At 71.1% G+C, this 18,043-nt stretch carries 16 protein-coding genes; 7 read left to right on the top strand and 9 right to left on the bottom strand.

Features of this window, described 5'->3' with window-relative positions:
* Positions 1–10: 10 nt before the first annotated feature.
* A complete protein-coding gene (locus APR04_RS09595; protein ID WP_253869509.1) occupies positions 11–1,045 on the bottom strand; it encodes a putative F420-0 ABC transporter permease subunit in 1,035 nt (344 codons plus the stop codon).
* Positions 1,042–2,055, bottom strand: coding sequence for a putative F420-0 ABC transporter substrate-binding protein (locus APR04_RS09590; protein WP_253869507.1), 1,014 nt, complete (start codon positions 2,053–2,055; stop codon positions 1,042–1,044). The genes APR04_RS09595 and APR04_RS09590 overlap by 4 nt, the downstream gene beginning before the upstream one ends.
* A 343-nt stretch (positions 2,056–2,398) precedes the next feature.
* On the opposite strand from APR04_RS09590, the gene APR04_RS09585 reads away from it, so the two are divergent.
* The 3 genes from APR04_RS09585 (at position 2,399) to APR04_RS09575 (ending at position 5,188) form a co-directional block, all read left to right on the top strand.
* Complete coding sequence (locus tag APR04_RS09585) at positions 2,399–2,650, top strand: DUF6480 family protein (protein WP_253869505.1); 252 nt, start codon at positions 2,399–2,401, stop codon at positions 2,648–2,650.
* Positions 2,651–2,673: 23 nt separating this feature from the next.
* Positions 2,674–3,477 (top strand): SDR family oxidoreductase, encoded by an 804-nt coding sequence (locus APR04_RS09580; RefSeq protein ID WP_253869504.1) that lies wholly within the window; start codon positions 2,674–2,676, stop codon positions 3,475–3,477.
* Between the two features lie 133 nt (positions 3,478–3,610).
* Positions 3,611–5,188: a molybdopterin-dependent oxidoreductase gene (locus APR04_RS09575; protein WP_253869503.1), complete on the top strand. Its 1,578-nt coding sequence runs from the start codon at positions 3,611–3,613 to the stop codon at positions 5,186–5,188.
* A 7-nt stretch (positions 5,189–5,195) separates the two neighbouring features.
* Here the strand turns inward: APR04_RS09575 and APR04_RS09570 are convergent, their stop codons facing one another.
* From APR04_RS09570 to APR04_RS09560, 3 genes are all read right to left on the bottom strand, one after another.
* On the bottom strand, positions 5,196–5,651 hold the full coding sequence (locus tag APR04_RS09570; protein ID WP_253869501.1) for a MarR family winged helix-turn-helix transcriptional regulator: 456 nt from the start codon (positions 5,649–5,651) through the stop codon (positions 5,196–5,198).
* Between the two features lie 87 nt (positions 5,652–5,738).
* Positions 5,739–6,386, bottom strand: coding sequence for an FMN-dependent NADH-azoreductase (locus APR04_RS09565; RefSeq protein ID WP_253869499.1), 648 nt, complete (start codon positions 6,384–6,386; stop codon positions 5,739–5,741).
* Positions 6,387–6,512: 126 nt separating this feature from the next.
* Positions 6,513–7,313, bottom strand: coding sequence for a CPBP family intramembrane glutamic endopeptidase (locus APR04_RS09560; RefSeq protein ID WP_253869497.1), 801 nt, complete (start codon positions 7,311–7,313; stop codon positions 6,513–6,515).
* A 118-nt stretch (positions 7,314–7,431) separates the two neighbouring features.
* On the opposite strand from APR04_RS09560, the gene APR04_RS30455 reads away from it, so the two are divergent.
* Positions 7,432–8,256 (top strand): helix-turn-helix transcriptional regulator, encoded by an 825-nt coding sequence (locus APR04_RS30455; RefSeq protein WP_301312285.1) that lies wholly within the window; start codon positions 7,432–7,434, stop codon positions 8,254–8,256.
* Between the two features lie 49 nt (positions 8,257–8,305).
* On the opposite strand, the gene APR04_RS09550 is transcribed toward APR04_RS30455, so the two are convergent.
* The 3 genes from APR04_RS09550 to APR04_RS09540 all read right to left on the bottom strand — a co-directional run bounded on the left by APR04_RS09550 (position 8,306) and on the right by APR04_RS09540 (position 10,871).
* Entirely contained in the window at positions 8,306–9,310 is a 1,005-nt protein-coding gene (locus APR04_RS09550) for a putative endonuclease domain-containing protein (protein ID WP_253869496.1), read from the bottom strand.
* Between the two features lie 149 nt (positions 9,311–9,459).
* Positions 9,460–10,218 (bottom strand): hypothetical protein, encoded by a 759-nt coding sequence (locus tag APR04_RS09545; RefSeq protein WP_253869494.1) that lies wholly within the window; start codon positions 10,216–10,218, stop codon positions 9,460–9,462.
* The gene (locus APR04_RS09540) at positions 10,215–10,871 is read right to left on the bottom strand and encodes a SigE family RNA polymerase sigma factor (RefSeq protein WP_253869492.1); all 657 of its coding nucleotides are present in this window, start codon (positions 10,869–10,871) and stop codon (positions 10,215–10,217) included. The genes APR04_RS09545 and APR04_RS09540 overlap by 4 nt, the downstream gene beginning before the upstream one ends.
* A gap of 326 nt (positions 10,872–11,197) precedes the next feature.
* On the opposite strand from APR04_RS09540, the gene ileS reads away from it, so the two are divergent.
* The gene (gene ileS / locus APR04_RS09535; RefSeq protein ID WP_253869490.1) at positions 11,198–14,518 is read left to right on the top strand and encodes an isoleucine--tRNA ligase; all 3,321 of its coding nucleotides are present in this window, start codon (positions 11,198–11,200) and stop codon (positions 14,516–14,518) included.
* Between the two features lie 101 nt (positions 14,519–14,619).
* Here ileS and APR04_RS09530 read toward each other — a convergent pair whose 3' ends face one another.
* On the bottom strand, positions 14,620–15,873 hold the full coding sequence (locus APR04_RS09530; protein WP_253869488.1) for a chymotrypsin family serine protease: 1,254 nt from the start codon (positions 15,871–15,873) through the stop codon (positions 14,620–14,622).
* Positions 15,874–16,365: 492 nt separating this feature from the next.
* On the opposite strand from APR04_RS09530, the gene APR04_RS09525 reads away from it, so the two are divergent.
* Positions 16,366–17,001 (top strand): hypothetical protein, encoded by a 636-nt coding sequence (locus APR04_RS09525; protein ID WP_253869487.1) that lies wholly within the window; start codon positions 16,366–16,368, stop codon positions 16,999–17,001.
* Between the two features lies 1 nt (position 17,002).
* Entirely contained in the window at positions 17,003–17,938 is a 936-nt protein-coding gene (locus APR04_RS09520; protein WP_253869486.1) for a hypothetical protein, read from the top strand.
* Positions 17,939–18,043 lie beyond the last annotated feature (105 nt).

Here is an 18,043-nt window from a genome sequence, read left to right as displayed (position 1 = left end):
TATCCAGCACTCACCGGTGGTTTCCTCTCCAGAGGAGGACGGCGAAGACCGGGGCGCCGATCGCGGCCGTGACGATGCCGACCGGCAGCTCGCGCGGTTCGAACACGGTGCGGGCCAGGGTGTCGGCCCAGACCAGGAACGAGGCCCCGGCGAGCGCCGACAGCGGCAGGAGGAGGCGGTGCCGTGCGCCGGTGAACAGCCGCACGGCGTGCGGCAGGATCAGCCCGACGAACCCGATGGACCCGCTCTGCGACACGAGCGCCCCCGTCAGCAGCGCGACACCGATCAGCAGGATCCACCGTGCCCGGTTCACGGGCACCCCGAGCGCCGCTGCCGCGGTGTCCCCGAACGTGAACGCGTCCAGCACGGACCCGGTCAGCGCCAGCAGGGTCCCGAGCACGAGGACGGCGCCCCCCGCGATGGCCACCGACGTCCACGTCGCCGACGCGACCGAGCCCATGAGCCACGACAGGACCTCGCGGAACGCGTCGCCCTTGGCCGACCAGAAGATCACGAACGACACGGCTGCCGCGCAGAGCTGGCTGATCGCGAGGCCCGCCAGCACGGTGCGGGTGGGCGTGATCGTGCCGAGCGCACCGGCGAGCGAGAGCGCGAGGGCGAGCGCCCCGACCGCGCCGACGAACGCCGCGACCGGCAGCAGCAGCGGGACGCCGGCGAGGAGCACGAGCACCGCGCCGAGCGACGCGCCCGACGACAGCCCCAGCAGGTACGGGTCCGCGAGCGGGTTGCGTGTCAGCGACTGCATGACGGCGCCGCACAGCGCCAGGCCCGCGCCGACGGCGGCGGCCGTGAGGATGCGGGGCATCCGCAGCTGCCACACCATGCCGTCGCGCAGGGTCGGCAGCGGCTCCAGCCCGAGTGCTCCGCCGAGCCCGAGGTGCGTCGCCACCGACCGGCCGACCTCGGACAGGGCGAGGTCCGCCGGCCCGATGGTCACCGCGACGCCGATGCTGAGGATCAGCACCAGCGCGGCGACGGGCAGGGCGAGCCCGGGTCTCGCGGGACTCGACCAGCGGCGGCTCACCGGTCCAGGTCCGCCAGCTGGTCCACCACCGAGGCGACGGCGTCGACGTTCCGCACGCCGGCCTCGGTGGCCGGGAACGGCACCACGACGTAGCGCCCCTCCCTGACCGCCGTCATCTCGCGGGTGGCGGGGTTGGACTCCAGCGTCTCGATCTTCGCGTCGGCGGGGTTCCACGCGGCGTCGACCAGCACCAGGACGTCGGGGTCGGCCTCGACGACGTTCTCCCAACCGAGCGAGGTCCACGTGTCGTGGACGTCGGCCGAGACGTTGGTCAGCCCGGCCGCCGCCATGATCATCTGCGGTGCGCCGATGCCGGCGCCCACGTAAGGGGTGTCGTCGCCCGAGGACCACCACAGGGCCGTCAGACCGCGGTCGTCCGGCTCGATCGCGTCGAGCGCCGCCCGCTGCTCGGCCACGAGCCTCGTCGCGGCGTCCTCGGCGTCGAACAGGGCGCCCACCTCCTCGATCTCAGCGAACACGGTGTCGAAGGTGAGCGGGTCCGGCATGTACCCGTCCTCCTTGCAGGCCGCGGGGGAGACGTACGTGGCGACGCCGAGCTGGGCGAGGGTCCCGCGGTCGCCCGCGGTCTCCGCCGTCAGGTTCGACTCCCAGCCCGCATAGACCAGGTCGGGCTCCAGCGCGAGCGTGGCCTCCGAGCCGGGCGCATCGGAGGCGAACGGCTCCTCGACGGCGGGCACGGTCTCCAGCGAGTCCGGTACGGGCCCGTCGAGGAACGCCGAGCCGACGATCCGGTCGCCCAGGCCGAGCGCCAGCAGCATCTCCGTGGTCGACGACTTGACGGTCACCACACGCTCCGGCGGCGCCTCGACCTCCGTCTCGAACCCGCAGTTGTCCAGGGTGATGGGAAAGCCGTCCGACGACGACGGCGCGCCCTCGGCGCTGGTCTCGCCGGAGGCGCTGGCCGAGCAGGCGGCGAGGGAGAGCGCCGCGACGGCGGCGATGGCGGGCAGTGCGAACGCACCAGCAGGACGGACGCGGTGGGGGTGCACGCGATGGCTCCAAGGGTCGACGAACAGCCCACAGCCGCGAACGGCCATGGGGTGAGCAGCGACGCGCCATCTCGCGTCCAGGCGGGAAGCGGCTCACAGTGAGCGCCGCATCGGCGGGCCAAAGCAGGGCCCGCGACCCGGTCGTGACGATACACCGGCAGACCTGCGGACCCCCTGCGTCTTCGCTCTCGGCGTCGTACGGACGCCGGGCGGGCACGAGGCCGGCCGAACCTGGCCGGCCGAACCCGGCCGACCGAACCAGGCCTGCCGGACCAGGTCCGGCGCGCGACCGGGGACGACGATGCCTACGGTGGACCAGACCCCGACCGCAGGGAGCTCCACCATGACGAACGACCCGGAGAACCCGGCAGCACACAACCCCGACCCGGAGCCGGACGGCCGCACGATGCCCCCGAGCGGTAACCTCCAGCCGGGCGAGACCCCGCCCGCATCCGACCAGGTGAGCGCACCCCAGGGCCACGAGGAGCACGGTCCGCCGCGCTGGGTGCCGTGGGTGTGGATCGTGGCGACCCTGGTCGTGGCAGGGCTCGTCGCCGCCCTCTTCGGCGGCTATGCGGCCGGTCTGCTCCGCTGAGAGGCAAGCACTACAGTGCGGCCATGAGCGACAGCACCGCCCCCGAGACCGGCTCCGAGACCACGCCCAACCGCCGCGCCCTGGTGACCGGGGCGTCGTCAGGCATCGGAGCCGCCACCGTGCGACGGCTGCGTGCCGACGGCTGGGACGTCGTGGCCGCCGCCCGGCGCGCCGACCGCCTGGAGGCGCTCGCCGCCGAGACGGGCTGCGAGGTCTACGTCATCGACCTGACCGACGACGACGCGGTGACCGCCCTCGCGGCCCACCTCACCGCCAGCGGCGGGCTCGACGCCGTGGTGAACAACGCGGGCGGCGCGTTCGGCCTGGACCGCGTGGAGGACGCCGACCTGGACGGCTGGCGCCGCATGTACGAGATCAACGTGCTCGGCACGCTGCGGGTCACCAAGGCCGTGCTGCCCCTGCTGCGCGAGGCCGGTGCGGGCAAGGGCGTCGCCGACGTCGTGAACGTGACCTCGACCGCCGCCCAGGGCGCCTACGAGGGCGGCGCCGGCTACACCGGTGCCAAGCACGCCGAGCACATGCTGTCCCAGACGCTGCGCTGGGAGATCGCGGGCGAACCCGTGCGTGTCATCGAGGTCGCCCCGGGCGCCGTGGCCACCGAAGAGTTCTCGCTGGTCCGGTTCGGCGGCGACGCCGACAAGGCCGCCGCCGTCTACGAGGGCTACACGCCACTGGCTGCCGACGACGTCGCCGACACCATCGCCTGGACCCTGTCCCGCCCGGACCACGTCAACATCGACCTGGTGACAATCCGGCCGCGCGCGCAGGCGCACAACTCGAAGATCGTGCGCGGCACGGGGGCCTGAACCGGCGCGCTCGAAACAGACCGAAGCCACGTCCAGGGTGCCGGCGAGGTCCCTGCGCTGCCTTTCCTTACAGGCTCATGACGGTCCGCTCCGGGCCTCGGTGAACTCGCTTCCCGCGTGCCAGGCTGAGCGTATGACCCAGGCAACCGACAGTTCCGTGAGCGCGCGGGCCGACCGCTCCCCGCACGACACCTGGTGGGCCGCCCTGGCCGGTGTCCTCGCAGGCGCCGCGGGGCTGGCCGTCGCGGAGCTCGTCGCCGCCGTCGTCGCACCCGGCGCGAGCACCCTGTTCGCCGGCGGTGCCGCCGTGATCGACGTCGTGCCGCCGTGGCTCAAGGACTTCGCCGTGCAGACGTTCGGCACCAACGACAAGGCGGTGCTGCTCGGGTCGATGGGCGTGGTGCTGGCCCTCGGCGCGGCGCTCGCCGGTCTGCTGGAGCTGCGTCGCCCGCCGTCGGGGGCACTGCTGATCGCGGCCGTCGGTGTGGTCGGGGCGATCGTCGCGATGCTGCGCCCGGGCGCGACGCCGCTGTGGGCGCTGCCCAGCATCGTCGGGATCGGTGGCGCGATGATCCTGCTGCGGCAAGCCATGGCACGGCTGCGGCCGGTCGCTGACCTGCGCGCCGCGTCGGGCAGCACTGTCAACCGGCGCGGTTTCCTGGTCGTCACCGGGATCGCCGCTGGCGTGACGGTGCTGGCCCTGGTGGGCTCGCGCGTCGTGTCGGCGGGCACGACGGCGGTGAACGCGGTGCGCGAGAAGATCCGCCTGCCCGCCGCGCGCAGGACTGCGCCGGCGGTGCCTGCCGGCGCCGACCTGGAGGTCGACGGCCTGGTCCCCTACATCACCCCGAACCAGGAGTTCTACCGCATCGACACGGCCCTGCGGGTGCCGCAGCTCGACCCGGCGGAGTGGTCCCTCGAGGTGCACGGCATGGTGGACGAGCCGTTCACGATCACCTGGGACGAGCTGCTCGCGCTGCCGCTCGAGGAGCATTACGTGACCCTCTCGTGCGTGAGCAACCCCGTGGGCGGCGACCTCGTCGGCAACGCCCTGTGGCTCGGCTACCCCATCCGGGCTCTGCTCGAGCGCGCCAAGCCGCAGGGGGGCGCGGACATGGTGCTCTCCCGCAGCGACGACGGCTTCACCGCAGGGACGCCGCTGGACGTCCTGCAGGACCCGGACCGGGCCAACCTGCTCGCGATCGGCATGAACGGCGAGCCGCTCCCCGTGGACCACGGCTTCCCCGCCCGGCTCGTGGTGCCCGGCCTGTACGGGTACGTGTCGGCCACCAAGTGGGTCGTCTCGCTCGAGGTCACCACCTTCGCCGCCGACCAGGGCTACTGGACGCCGCGCGGCTGGTCGGCCCTCGGCCCGGTCAAGGTGCAGTCGCGTATCGAGGTGCCGCGCGGGTTCGCGTCGGTGGCACCCGGCGCGGTGACGGTGGCCGGCGTCGCGTGGGCGCCCCACACCGGTATCGGCGCGGTGGAGGTCCGGGCCGACGACGGCGACTGGGTCCCCGCAGAGCTCGCCGAGACGGTGGGCGCGGACACGTGGCGCCAGTGGCGGGCGTCGATCGACCTCGACGCCGGCGACCACACGCTAGAGGTCCGCGCCACGGACGCCGACGGGCTGGTCCAGACCGACGCAGAGGCCCCGCCCGCGCCGGACGGTGCCACGGGCTGGCACACCGTGAACGTCTCGGTGGGCTGACGCCCGTTCAGCACCAGGTGTCGGGCTCGCTGGGGGACGTGGCGGCCTTGAGCAGCTCGTGGAGCTGGTCGCGCTGGCTCGGGCCGAGGGCCTCGAAGACCTCGTCCTCGACGGCGGCGAGGGCGGTCTCGGCCTGACAGAGCAGGCTGACGCCGGCGTCAGTCAGGGAGACGACGTGCCGACGCCGGTCCTCCGTCGAGCGCCGCCGCTCGACCAGGCCCCGGCCCTCCAGCTCGTTGAGCAGTCCGACGATGTTGGTGCTGTCGAGCACGAGGTCCGTGGCGAGGTCGCGCTGGGTGATGTCGCCCCGGGCGCGGAGCACCGTCAGGGCGACCAGGTGCCGGGTGCGCAGGTCGAGGGGGATCAGCGCCGACTCGGACCGCCGACGAAGATGACGGGCGAGGTAGTCGATGAGCGCGCCCGACCGGCGCGCAGACTGGTCCAGGACCGGCAGCTCATCCACGGCATCTCCTTCGTCGTCGCGACCCCGCGCCACCACTCTACGGGGGCGCGGGGCCGTGACGTGCGGAGTTACGCGGTGAGCAGTCGCTCAGGTGTTCGCCACCGCGGGCGCCCAGAGCGCGTCGATCTCGATCTCCGCCTGGCGCCGGCTCTCCTCGGCCAGCGGCACGAGCCCGGCCATCGCGGGCGTGACGGGGGCGAGCGTCAGCTCGGTGGTGATGAAGCGTGGCTCGATCCCGACCAGCGAGAGGCCGTGGGGGAGCCAGGCCGACGCGTGGTCCCAGCCGTGCCGTGGCGTGCCTTCGGCGTAGCCGCCGCCCCTCGAGACGATGCCGATGAAGTCGCAGCCGCCCAGCAAGCCCTCGCGGGTCTCCGGATCGACCGCGAGACCCGGTGCGATCAGGTGGTCGAGCCATGCCTTCACGGTGCTCGGCGCTCCGAAGTTGTAGATCGGCAGACCGAGCAGAACGGTGTCCGCTGCGGCGATCTCCCCGACCAGCTCCTCGATCAGCGCCCATGACCTGGCCTGTTCAGGGGTGTGCTGCTCCCGCGGAAGGCCTCGACTGAGGTTGGCGGCGGCGTCGAAGTGCGGCACGGGGTTCGCGGCGAGGTCGCGGTAGGTCACGGTGCCGTCGGGGTGTGCGGTGCGCCAGGCGCTCACGGCGCGGGCGGTGAGCTGTCTGCTGACCGAGCTCTCGCCCTGGATGCTCGCGTCGATGTGCAGCAGTCTTGCCATGGTCGGGTCCTCCTGGAGGTCTCTTGGGTGCGGCCGAAACAGCCTCCAGCGTCAATCGTTCGTGAACCACATAGTATTTCCGAACCGCTTATGACCTGAGTCACACCATCCTCGGGTGCGGTCAGCTCACGGCCGATCGGCGGTGGCGTGACTCCGGGATCTGGTCGGGCGGCGGACGAGGAGCAGCGCGAGCCCGCCCACGACCAGGGTGACCGTCCAGGCCGCCAGGAGGACGGCGAGGTGCTCCGGCTGGGCCGGAACGAGGCCCTTCGCGAGGTGGAAACCGCCGTGCACGCCCACAGCGGCCCAGGTCGACCCGGTGCGCAGCCGCGCGGCGCCGCACGCGAACCCGAGCGCGGTCGCCATGATCACGTAGAGCACGTGCTCACCGACGCCGTCCTGAGAACCGTTGGACACCAGGTGCAGCATGCCGAAGGCCACAGAGGTGACGAGCAGGACCACGCCGGGGCCCCACCGCCGGCCGAGCAGGTCGGTCAGGTTGCCACGCCAGAGCAGCTCCTCGGGGAATCCCTGGACCAGGACGGCGCTGATGAACGTACTGACCAGGATGGTCGAGAGCGGAATGCCCGCACTGCTGAGGGGAACCCACGCGCAGGCATCGACCGCGACGCAGGCCGTCTGCGCGGCGAGAATCGCGGCCGCGGCGACCCCGATACCGAGCAGACTGTGGCCGAGGGCCCGCCAGGACCAGGACAGAGCGACGCCGGACCATGGCCGGCGGACGAGGTGACGTCGCCAGAGCACCACGAGGCCGACGGCGACGAGAGCGGTGGCGCACCCGGCGACGACTCTCTGCCACAGGGGCAGCGAGGCAGGCACGACGAGTGCCACGGCGGAGCTGAAGGCGGCGACGAACGTCGCGAGGACGGTGAGCAGGATGGCCCAGACAGGGCGTGCGGTCCACATGGCCGGGACGTTAGGTTCCGGGGCGGGCCCGGCACATCCACCCTGGGGCACATGACCGAGGTCATGGCCGGGGTCATGGCCCTGGAACGGCGGCACCGCACCTGGCAGAGTTGGCGGCATGCCCCCCTGGTCACGCCTGCTCCGCGCCCCGAACCGGCCGGTCGCCTTCACCGTGGTGTTCTGGGTGATCGTCGGTGCGCTGGTGATCGGCGCCATCGTCGGGGCACCCGCGGCGGGGACCGCGCGCCTGGTCGCTGTGGCCGTGCATATCGTCGCCGTGGTGGTCCTGTGGGCGTGGCTGCCCTGGGACGGCTCCGGTCAGGGTCGCTGGGTCGCGCCCGCGTTCCTCGTCGCCGTCGCCCTGCTGGGCTTCACGGCGACGGCGGGCTGGCACTTTCTCCTGCTCGTGGTTGCGGTCGCGGCGCTGGGCCGGGCCCATCGATTGTCCGTTGCGGTGTGGATCGTCGCGGGCTTCGTCGGCACGCTCGGCGCCGTGCAGATGGCGTTCACGCCCGACGAGCCGCAGCGTGCCCTGGTCGAGATGGCCGTCGTCGCCCTCGGAGCCACGATCGGGCTGGGGCTGACCGGGGCGCCCTACGCCGACGCCGTCGGGCCTGCCGATCCCGGACTCGACCTCGGTCCGCAGTCCGTCGCGGAGCCGCAGGTCGCGACGGAGCCCCAGGTCGCCGCAGAGCCGCAGGTCGTCGCGGGTGGTGAGCGGCAGGTCGGGCCTTCTGGGTTCCACGGGGTCGCGCTCCTGACAAGGCGTGAGCGGGACGTCGTCGCGCTGGTCGGGGAGGGCCGTACCAACCGGGAGATCGCCGGCATGCTCTACATCACGGAGGGCACGGTGAAGAACCACGTCTCGAGCGCCCTGCGCAAGCTCGAGCTGCGGGACCGCACCCAGCTCGCCCTGCGGGCCGTCTTCCTGACTGCCGAATGACCATGCGCTTGCTGCCAAGATCAGGCCATTCTTGGCAGCAAGCGCATGGTCATCTTCGCCGTCCGGCCTGACGGTGGTTCCGAACCCGCGGTGGCAGCTTTCGGCCCGGTTGCCAGGCCTCCCGGGTCAGGACCTGAGCGACTTCACCGACAAAATGGCCGCCGGTCACGTGCGACGGGAAGAACCGCATGATGATGTTCTGTCCTTCGCCGACCAGACCGTTCTGCCGGGTCGCGTCGTGCCGGATCTGGCGATCGGCGCCGTGGAACTCCTGGGAGTCGATCTCGACGATCAGCCACCGGCTGTCGCCCAGGTACCAGACCAGGTCGGCCCGGCCAAGGAACCGGCCCCGGGCATCGAAGAAGTCGCGCTGCAGGTCATCGGGAGCGATGCCGGCGTCGTGGCTGCGCAGGCGAGCGTGGCTCTCCGGCGGCGACTCGGCTCGGCCGTCTGTCAGCGGCAGGCACGGGATCGCCTTCAGTGCCCCCTTGCGGTTCGCGAGCCGACGTCGGATCACCGCGATGTCATCCGTCCGGATCAGGCCTTGGTTCAGGGCGCTGTCCAGGCAGGCGACCGCCTGGTCGCGGGAGAGAGCCGGCAGGGCCTGGACCAGCGCGCACCGCACCGTGGCCACTTCGCGGCCGGCGATCTCTACGGTCTCCAGATCCGTCACGTACTGCCGGAAGACGATGCCGTCCCGCGCCTTGCGCGCCGTACCGTGCGGAACGGTCACCTCTGGGACGACCCGGCGGGGGAGGCCCTTGACCCCGTGCAGCACCAGCGCACACGCCCCGACAGCGATCGCGCGCTGGTTGGTCAGCAATGCGGACCAGGCAGCCCTCAGGCGGCCCACGTCGAAGGGGTGCAGCCCGCTCGGGACGGCGCCCGTGTCGAAGACTCCGCGTGTCACGCGTTGCCAGGAACCTCCGGCCACCAGGTTGCGGCGCTGCGACGACCCGACGCCGACAGCGTCGCACTGCCAGGACGACACGAGGCCGCCCTGTATGCGCGCGCGGTTCAGGAGCGGCTGCGGGACGGGTTTTCTTGTCGGCATGTCATCAATTACATCTAAGCATGTCTGTTGATGCCGTTTGTTATCCACAGGGTGAAGATGACCATGCGCTTGCTGCCAAGATCGGGCCATTCCTGGCAGCAAGTGCATGGTCATCGGCGGCGGCGGCCGCGCAGGCCCGCCGGACGGCGTCAGCTCAGGCTCAGCGTGGCCCGGAACTCTTCCACGAACTCCTTGCTGCCCTCGGTGGGCAGGTTCAGGTTGATGACGTACGCACCCGGGCCGTCGGCGCGCTCGATGACCAGCATGGCGGGCCCCTTCCACGACTGGGGCACCTCCGTGCGCTCGGGCGCGCCCGCGGCCATGGCTGCGGCATCCGTCACGGTGGCGCGCTCTGCCCCCGACAGGTCGAACTCGTCGCCGTCGGGCTTCGACGCGACGTCCGGCCAGGCCGGCGAGTCGGAGCCCTCCGCGTAGTAGGCCATCCGGAGGAACGGCGGGGCGTCCGGGTCCTCGCTGCTGTGCCACATGTCGGACGTCACGCCGGGCTCGTCCTGGACCGGGCCGCTGGTGACGATCTCGGGCGGCAGGGCGTAGGTAAAGCCCTCCAGCTCGTGCACGTGCCAGCCGGCGGGCACCTCCGACGTCGTGCCGGACGCCGGGTCCGCCGAAGTGGTCGAGGCGGCCGGCGGCGACCCGCCGGGGAGGAGCACGCGCGGCACCGTCGGGCCGCCGAGGGCGAAGGCGGCGCCTGCGACGGCCGCGACCGTCAGCACGCCGCCGCCGGTCGCGATGGCCGCCCGGCGCGTGCGCGTGCGGCGGATCGCCACGCGGGACATGACGTGCGGGTTGGCGGAGGTGGGCGGCTCGACTGCGGAGCTGAGGTCGCGCAGGTGCGCCACCCAGCTCTCGTCGACGGGCTCGAGGGTGGAGCGACTGTCCCTGGTCATGCGTCCTGTCCTTCCGAAAGCAGGTCGCGCAGGCGGGCGAGGCCGCGTGCGCCTTGCGACTTCACGGTGCCGATGCTCACGCCGAGCTCCTCGGCGACATCGGCTTCCGACCGGTCGAGCAGATGGCGCAGCACCACCACACGGCGCTGGCCGGGCCCGAGGCGGCGTAGGGCACGCACCAGGCGTTCCCGCTCGGCGACCTGCGCCCCGCTGTCGACGGCGGGGGAGCGTCTTGCCTCCTGGGCGACCGCGACGTCCTCGGGTGACTGCAGGACCTCGCGGCGCGTGCGCCGCCAGCCGTCGATCCGAGCAGTGGCCAGCACCCGGCGGGCGTACGCGAACGGGTTGCCGTCCTTGAGCCGCGACCAGTGCCGGTAGGTCCGCTCCAGCGCGATCTGGGTGAGGTCATGGGCGCGGTGGTCGTCGCCGCACAGCAGGTAGGCGATGCGATGCAGAGCGGCGGTGCTGTCGACGGCGAAGCGCCGGAACTGCTCCTCGGTGGACAGGCCGGTGCGGACCACGGCGAACCCTGGCTCGGCGGCACGACCGCTGTCCGGGTCCGGGTCCGGTCCGGCCTGCCACGCCGTGTCGACCATGGTGGCGCCGAGGGCCGCGCCGGACGGCGGGCCGGTCGCTTGGCTGATTGCGTTCATGTCATCAGGACGCACACCGGGTGCGATCAGGTTGCACGGCGGACTTTTCCGGTTGCCGTCGCCCGGTACGATTGGTCCACAGGCATCGACCCGGCCATCACCGGTGAGCCTCCGGAAGAACAGGTCAACCCACCGCCGTCGGGCAGCGGGAACCTCAGTAGAACCGGACGGGTAGGCCCGTCACAGCCGTCAACGAGCGGCCGCGCGTGGAAGCGAGCGGCAAGCGGGGTGGTACCGCGGCGCACCCAGGTGCGGCGTCCTCGCAGCAGAGCAACACCGAAGTCCACCTGCTGCCGAACGCTGAACCGCCAGGAGCCAGAAGAACCATGGCCTATCCGCTGCACCGTCCCAGCGACGCCGAGGGCACCGTACCCGCGTCGCCCAGCCTGCCCGATCTCGAGCGCGACATCCTTGCGTACTGGGAGAAGGACGACACGTTCCGCGCGTCCGTCGAGGCCCGACCGGCCGGCGAGAACGGCAGCAACGAGTTCGTCTTCTACGACGGCCCGCCGTTCGCGAACGGCCTGCCGCACTACGGTCACCTGCTGACCGGGTACGCGAAGGACGTCGTGCCGCGCTACCGGACGATGCGCGGCCGGCGCGTCGAGCGCCGCTTCGGCTGGGACACGCACGGTCTGCCGGCCGAGCTGGAGGCCATGAGCCAGCTCGGGATCAAGACCAAGGACGAGATCGTCGAGCTCGGCATCGACAAGTTCAACGAGGCCTGCCGTTCCAGCGTGCTCAAGTACACCGACGAGTGGCGCACGTACGTGACGCGCCAGGCCCGCTGGGTGGACTTCGAGGGTGACTACAAGACCCTGGACCCCACGTTCATGGAGAGCGTGGCCTGGGCGTTCAAGTCACTGTTCGACAAGGGGCTCATCTACGAGGGCTTCCGCGTCCTGCCCTACTGCTGGAACGACCAGACGCCGCTGAGCAACCACGAGCTGCGCATGGACGACGACGTGTACCAGCAGCGGCAGGACCCGGCCGTGACCGTCGGGTTCCCGGTGACCACCGTCCCGGAGGGGGCCGACACGGTCCGCGTCGGCGACCACCTGCTGATCTGGACCACGACGCCGTGGACCCTGCCCTCCAACCTGCTCGTCATGGTGGGGCCCGACGTCGACTACGCGATCGTCGAGTCGTCGTTCACCGGCACCCCGCAGCGGTACGTGCTCGCCGAGGCGCGCGTGGAGGCCTACGCGCGCGAGCTTGGCGACGAGGGCCCTGACGGCGAGCGGCTGGCGCCGAACGTCGTCGGGCGGCTCAAGGGCAGCGACCTGCTGGGCGCCGCCTACGCCCCGCCCTTCTCGTATTTCGCGGGCCACGAGGGCGCGCACCGCGTGGTCGAGGCAGACTTCGTCACCACCACCGACGGTACGGGCCTCGTGCACAACGCCGGCGCCTTCGGTGAGGAGGACAAGCAGGTCAGCGACCGCGAGGGCGTGGAGCCCGTCATCCCCGTGGGGGCGGACGGCCGCTTCACGTTCCCCGTCGAGGAGTACGCCGGGCTGCAGGTCTTCGACGCGAACGCGCCGATCATCGACCACCTCAAGGCCCGCACGCGCGGGATGGCCGACGACGAGGCGGGGCGGACGACGTCGGGCACGGTGCTGCTGCGCCGCGAGCAGTACGCGCACTCCTACCCGCACTGCTGGCGCTGCCGCCAGCCGCTGATCTACATGGGCGTGTCCTCGTGGTTCGTCGAGGTCACCAAGATCAAGGACCGCATGGGCGAACTGAACCAGGAGATCACCTGGGTGCCCGAGCACATCAAGGACGGCCAGTTCGGCAAGTGGCTGGAGAACGCGCGCGACTGGTCCATCACGCGCAACCGCTTCTGGGGCTCGCCCGTCCCGGTCTGGAAGAGCGACGACCCGGAGTACCCGCGCATCGACGTGTACGGGTCGTTCGCGGAGCTGGAGCGCGACTTCGGGCGGCTGCCGCTCGACAAGGACGGGCAGCCGAACCTGCACCGTCCGTTCGTCGACGAGCTCACACGGCCCAACCCGGACGACCCGACCGGGCGGTCCACGATGCGCCGCGTCGAGGACGTGCTGGACGTCTGGTTCGACTCCGGTTCCATGCCGTACGGCCAGGTGCACTACCCGTTCGAGAACTCGGACTGGTTCGAGCACCACTTCCCCGGCGACTTCATCGTTGAGTACATCGGCCAGACGCGTGGCTGGTTCTACATGATGCACGTGCTGTCCACGGCGCTGTTCGACCGGCCGGCGTTCAAGACGGCCGTCTCGCACGGCATCGTGCTGGGTTCCGACGGCCGCAAGATGAGCAAGTCGCTGAAGAACTACCCGGACGTGAACGAGGTCTTCGACCGGGACGGGTCCGACGCGATGCGCTGGTTCCTCATGGCGTCGCCCATCCTGCGCGGCGGCAACCTCGTGGTCACCGAGGAGGGCATCCGCGACGCCGTTCGCCAGGTGTTGCTGCCGCTGTGGAGCACGTACTACTTCTTCACGCTGTACGCCAACGCGGCGTCCGCCGGTGGAGGGTACGACGCGCGGCCGCTCACGGCGGAGCGTGTCGCCGGGCTGCCCGTCATGGACCGCTACCTGCTGGCGCGCACGCGCGGGCTGGTCGCCGACGTGACCCAGCAGCTCGACACCTACGACATCGCGGGCGCGTGCGACACCGTGCGCCAGTACCTCGACGCCCTGACCAACTGGTACGTGCGCACGCAGCGGGACCGGTTCTGGGCCGAGGACGCCGACGCGTTCGACACCCTGTCGACGGCGCTCGAGGTGCTGTGCCGGGTCATGGCGCCGCTGGCGCCGCTGCTCACCGAGGAGGTCTGGCGCGGCCTGACCGGTGAGCGCTCGGTGCACCTCGCGGACTGGCCGTCGCTGGCCGGGTCGGCCGGGTCCCCGGGGTACGTGGGCGAGACCCTCGTGTCCGACGACGCGCTGGTCGCCGCCGTCGAGTCCGCGCGCGCGGTGGTGTCGCAGACGCTGGCGCTGCGCAAGGCGAACAAGCTGCGCGTGCGGCAGCCGCTGCGGTCGCTCGTCGTGGCAGTGGCGGACCCGGGCGGCGTCGCGCCGTTCACCGGGCTGCTGGAGACCGAGCTGAACGTCAAGGAGGTCCGTCTCGTGGCGTTCTCGCCCGAGGTGGCTGCCGAGTTCGGCATCATGGAGCGGCTCGCGGTCAACGCGCGGGCCGCTGGTCCGCGGCTCGGTCGCGGGGTGCAGGCAGTGATCAAGGCGGCGAAGTCGGGTGCCTGGTCCACGAGCCCCGCCGGCGTCGTCGTGGTCGCCACGGACGGCGGCCCCGTTGAGCTGCTCGAGACGGAGTACGAGCTGACGACGGTGGTGGGCGGCGAGTCGGCGGAGTCGGCCGAGGTCGCGGCCGCCGTGCTGTCGGGCGGCGGTTTCGTGGTGCTCGACCTCGCGCTCGACGACGCGCTGCGCGCCGAGGGCTACGCCCGCGACGTCGTCCGCGACGTGCAGGACGCGCGCAAGGCCGCCGGCCTGCAGGTCGCCGACCGGATCGCGCTCGACCTGACGGTGCCGGCCGAGTGGGTCGCCGCTGTCGAGGAGCACCGCGAGCTGGTGTCGCGCGAGACGCTGGCGACGTCGTTCACGGTGACGGCTGGAGCCGAGCGCAAGGTGTCGGTCACCAGGTCCTGATCGGGTCCGCTTCAAGAACGACCTCGGGTACCGATTCCGGCGCGAATCGGTACCCGAGGTCGTTCTCGAGCCGGACCACGGCCGTGGGCCGCCGACCGTCATCAGCTGTCGATGCGGGCGTCCCAGTAGTTCAGGATGTCGACCATCGGGATGCCGTAGACGTAGGAGAAGCACTGGGTCGACACGGACGTCTCGCCGCAGCTGCGGCGATTCGAGCCGCCGTCGATCATCCCGCGGGCGTGGGCCTTGCCGTCGATGACCGTGTACATCGGCCCGCCGCTGTCGCCTCCGCCCACCACGACGTCGGCGTCGTCGCGGCTCGCCCGGAACCCGTGGCACGTCTCCTTGCCGCAGGTCCACGCGATCTCCGTGGCGCGGATCGTCGAGCAGTGCTCTCCTGTGACCGCACCGGAGCTGCAGATGTGCTGCCCGACAGCCGGCCGTTGCACGGTGGCGACCGGAAACCGGTAGCGCTCATGGGCGGGGGTCGCGTTCCACGGACCGCCCAGGACGGCACCCGCCGTCTCGGGTTCGCCGACAGGGTCGATGAGCTGGGCGTCGACCTCGGGGGCCCGGTGGGTGATCGTGCCCAGCGGCTGTCCCACACCGTCGAGGACCTGGTCGCCCACCTGCTTGTTGCAGTGCGCCGCGGTGACGATCCGGTGGTCGCCCGCCCCGGTCACTATCGAGAAGCCGGTCGTGCAGTAGTCGGTACCGTCGGGGGCCGCGATCGCCCCGCCGGCGTGCCACGGCGCCCGGTCGTCGCGGCGGCTGCCCGCGGTGGACTCGACGACGTTATGGATCCTCTGGAGCTGCACCGGCACGCCCGCCACACGCTCGAGCCGCTGGTCCAGGGCGTCCGCGCCCGGGGCGGCCGGGCCACCGCTGATCTCGACGACCAGCCCCGCGTAGTCTTCGGCCGGCAAGACGGTGAGCACCGTAAGGGGTGCCGTTGCCGCGCGCTGGCTGTCCAGCAGCCGGGTGCTTGCGGCGTGCAGGTCGGCGGCGCTGAGCGCCGTCCGCCTGGTCTCGACCACCACGCCGTCGGGAACACGTTCCGCCAGGGCGTTGACCGCGGGCGGCGCGGTGCCCTTCCAGGAGACGGTCACCTTCGCGGCCTCGTAGTCGACGGCCACACCTGTATAGCCCGGGACCTCTGCGAGGGCCGTTGCGGCACCGGCGGCACGGTCGACGGCAGCCTGTCTGGCTGCGCGGACCTCCGCTCTGGGTGTGCGGACCTCTGCTCTGGCTGTGCGGATCTCCGCGGGGCTCTGCTCGGTCCTGTTCGTCTCCGGTTGCCCGACGGCGGTGGTGCCGGCCGCCGCTGGAACAGTGAGCGCCGCGATCAACGCCATGGTCCCCACGAGAACTGCGCGCCCGACCCTGCTGTTTCGCCTCATGCTGCCGCTTCCCCATGACGAACCCGGAGCACCGCCTGCTGGCGCCGCGAAGTCATCGTTCTTCAGGGGGTGAAATCCCGCAACACGATGTGTGATGTGCGGTGAGCAGGTGAACTGGTCCCGAGTCGACCGCGGCGAGGGCATCGGCCCCGGCCAGGTTCGGGGTCTGCTGCAGGTCATAGCGTCCAGCAGGCCAAGAATCCACCTCCTCAGGTGATGCCGCGGGCGTCTTGGCGGCTTTCCGGGTGATTTCCGGCGGTCCACGCTAGGATCCGGTGATTCTGCAAGGACTGGGCCCCGGGAATTGCGTGACGCTGGTTGGTGTCGGGGACGTTCCTGGTTCGGGTCTGGATCCGGAGGCAGTGTGAGGACGCGGCTCGCCTGGGAACGACTGAGCCGGACTTGTTCTCGCTGCGCGCCCCTGACCTTTACCGAGGAGACTTCCGCATGTTCCGTAGGTCCCGTCCCGCCGTGTTGGGCGCCGCCGTTGCCGTGGCGCTGACGCTCGGCCTGTCTGGCTGCCAGGTCGACACGGAGGCGGCCCCCGAGGCGTCGGTCTCGCAGTCGGCTTCACCGACCCCGACGACCCCGCCGTCGCCGTCCGTGTCGCCGACACCGGAGAACCCGGCCGAGGCTGCCAAGGCGAAGAACGTCGCTGAGGCCAAGCAGCGCTACGTCGAGTTCCAGAACATCTCCAGTAAATACGCAAAGAAGGGCGGGAACCCGTTCTGGGATCTCATCGAGGGTGGGTACCTCGGCACCACCGAACTTCGGAAGGAGCAGCAGTCGTTCTGGGAGCAGTACGCCGATCAGAAGCTCAAGGAGACCGGCGATGTAAGTTTCGAATTTGTCGAGGTGACCAGGTACGAGGGTGACCCGCGCAAAAAGGATGTCACCGGTCACCGTGTGCACATGAGGGTGTGCGCCGACAACAGCAACTACGACGTCGTCAACCCGGACGGAGATTCAGTTCTCCAAAAGGGCGGCCTGGATCGCGTGCTTATGAAGGTGGTGATGCAAGGCCAGAAGCAAGACGGCATCTGGTCTGTCAACGGGAACACGTCTACCGGAAAGAAGTGTTGACATGCGCCGAACCGTAACGGCTCTTACGGCGGCCATCTTGATCTTCTTCACCGGTGCCCCGGCCGCAAACGCCGTGTTCGGGACGGCCTCCACGCCGACGGCCGACCCTGGTCAGGGCAGCGGTGTCGGAGCCGATGGTCGAAGCGGCAACATCATCACCACGATCGAGACGGTTGGCAAGCCCGGCGGTGCCACCCCGGTGAGCAAACCCGACGGCGGTAGGAAGCCGGTCTGTACCTATCAAGGCGACAAGATCCCATGTACCTCGGACGACGGGGCGTGGGACGGCGGCTGCTACGTGAAAGCCCTCGACCCGGAGCCGCCGAAGGCCTCCGCGATCTGGCAGGGAAACGAGGACGGGCTGATCGTCACGTGTACCCCGCCATGCGAGCAGGACGCTGACCCCATGGGGAACTCGACGTGCGCTGTCGCGATCACGCAGTGGGTGCCGTCTCTACCTGGTGCGCCCGACCCTGCGGTCCTCGCACAGCGTGCGGTTGATCAGATGCAGCTGCAGCCGATCGAGATCGGCATAGTTCCCGAGGACGAGCCCGGCAGCGTCGGGATCGTGGGGATGCCGCAGTGGATGTGGGTGAACGAGCCCGGTCCGACCACGTTTGGTCCGATGACGGCGTCGGCGTCGGCCGGTGGACACACGGTGACGGCCACGGCGAACGTGGACAAGACGGTGTGGGACATGGGAGACGGGAACACGGTCACGTGCGTCGGTCCGGGTACCCCGTATGAGGACCGGTACGACATCGCTGATTCCCCTGACTGCGGCCACCGCTACACGAAGCAGGGCGAGTACGAGGTCACCGCGATGTCGTACTGGACCGTGGAGTGGGAGGGCATCGGCCAGTCCGGCACCATCCCGGTGAACCTGACCAACAGCACCAACATCGTCATGGGCGAGGCCCAGGTCATCACCCAGTGACCCGACCTGGATGCCGACGGTGCGGGGCCTGCCGTCGCTGCCCATTGCCGGCTGGAGGTCATGAACCGCAGAGCCGGCGGGAGACGGGGGGCCGGATGGGCCGGC

It is taken from the genome of Promicromonospora umidemergens (genome assembly GCF_024171995.1).
Lineage (GTDB): Bacteria > Actinomycetota > Actinomycetes > Actinomycetales > Cellulomonadaceae > Promicromonospora > Promicromonospora umidemergens.
The sequence above is the reverse complement of the archived record's forward strand: the minus strand, read 5'-3'. Positions and strand labels throughout refer to the sequence as shown.

Excerpts from the sequence above, each read along its gene's own strand:
- APR04_RS09575 (WP_253869503.1), top strand. The coding sequence starts at position 3,611 with ATGACCCAGGCAACCGACAGTTCCGTGAGCGCGCGGGCCGACCGCTCC.
- ileS (WP_253869490.1), top strand. The coding sequence starts at position 11,198 with ATGGCCTATCCGCTGCACCGTCCCAGCGACGCCGAGGGCACCGTACCC.
- APR04_RS09580 (WP_253869504.1), top strand. The coding sequence starts at position 2,674 with ATGAGCGACAGCACCGCCCCCGAGACCGGCTCCGAGACCACGCCCAAC.
- APR04_RS09525 (WP_253869487.1), top strand. The coding sequence starts at position 16,366 with ATGTTCCGTAGGTCCCGTCCCGCCGTGTTGGGCGCCGCCGTTGCCGTG.
- APR04_RS09545 (WP_253869494.1), bottom strand. The coding sequence starts at position 10,218 with ATGACCAGGGACAGTCGCTCCACCCTCGAGCCCGTCGACGAGAGCTGG.
- APR04_RS09550 (WP_253869496.1), bottom strand. The coding sequence starts at position 9,310 with ATGCCGACAAGAAAACCCGTCCCGCAGCCGCTCCTGAACCGCGCGCGC.
- APR04_RS09560 (WP_253869497.1), bottom strand. The coding sequence starts at position 7,313 with ATGTGGACCGCACGCCCTGTCTGGGCCATCCTGCTCACCGTCCTCGCG.
- APR04_RS09565 (WP_253869499.1), bottom strand. The coding sequence starts at position 6,386 with ATGGCAAGACTGCTGCACATCGACGCGAGCATCCAGGGCGAGAGCTCG.
- APR04_RS09585 (WP_253869505.1), top strand. The coding sequence starts at position 2,399 with ATGACGAACGACCCGGAGAACCCGGCAGCACACAACCCCGACCCGGAG.
- APR04_RS30455 (WP_301312285.1), top strand. The coding sequence starts at position 7,432 with ATGCCCCCCTGGTCACGCCTGCTCCGCGCCCCGAACCGGCCGGTCGCC.
- APR04_RS09520 (WP_253869486.1), top strand. The coding sequence starts at position 17,003 with ATGCGCCGAACCGTAACGGCTCTTACGGCGGCCATCTTGATCTTCTTC.
- APR04_RS09540 (WP_253869492.1), bottom strand. The coding sequence starts at position 10,871 with ATGAACGCAATCAGCCAAGCGACCGGCCCGCCGTCCGGCGCGGCCCTC.
- APR04_RS09530 (WP_253869488.1), bottom strand. The coding sequence starts at position 15,873 with ATGGCGTTGATCGCGGCGCTCACTGTTCCAGCGGCGGCCGGCACCACC.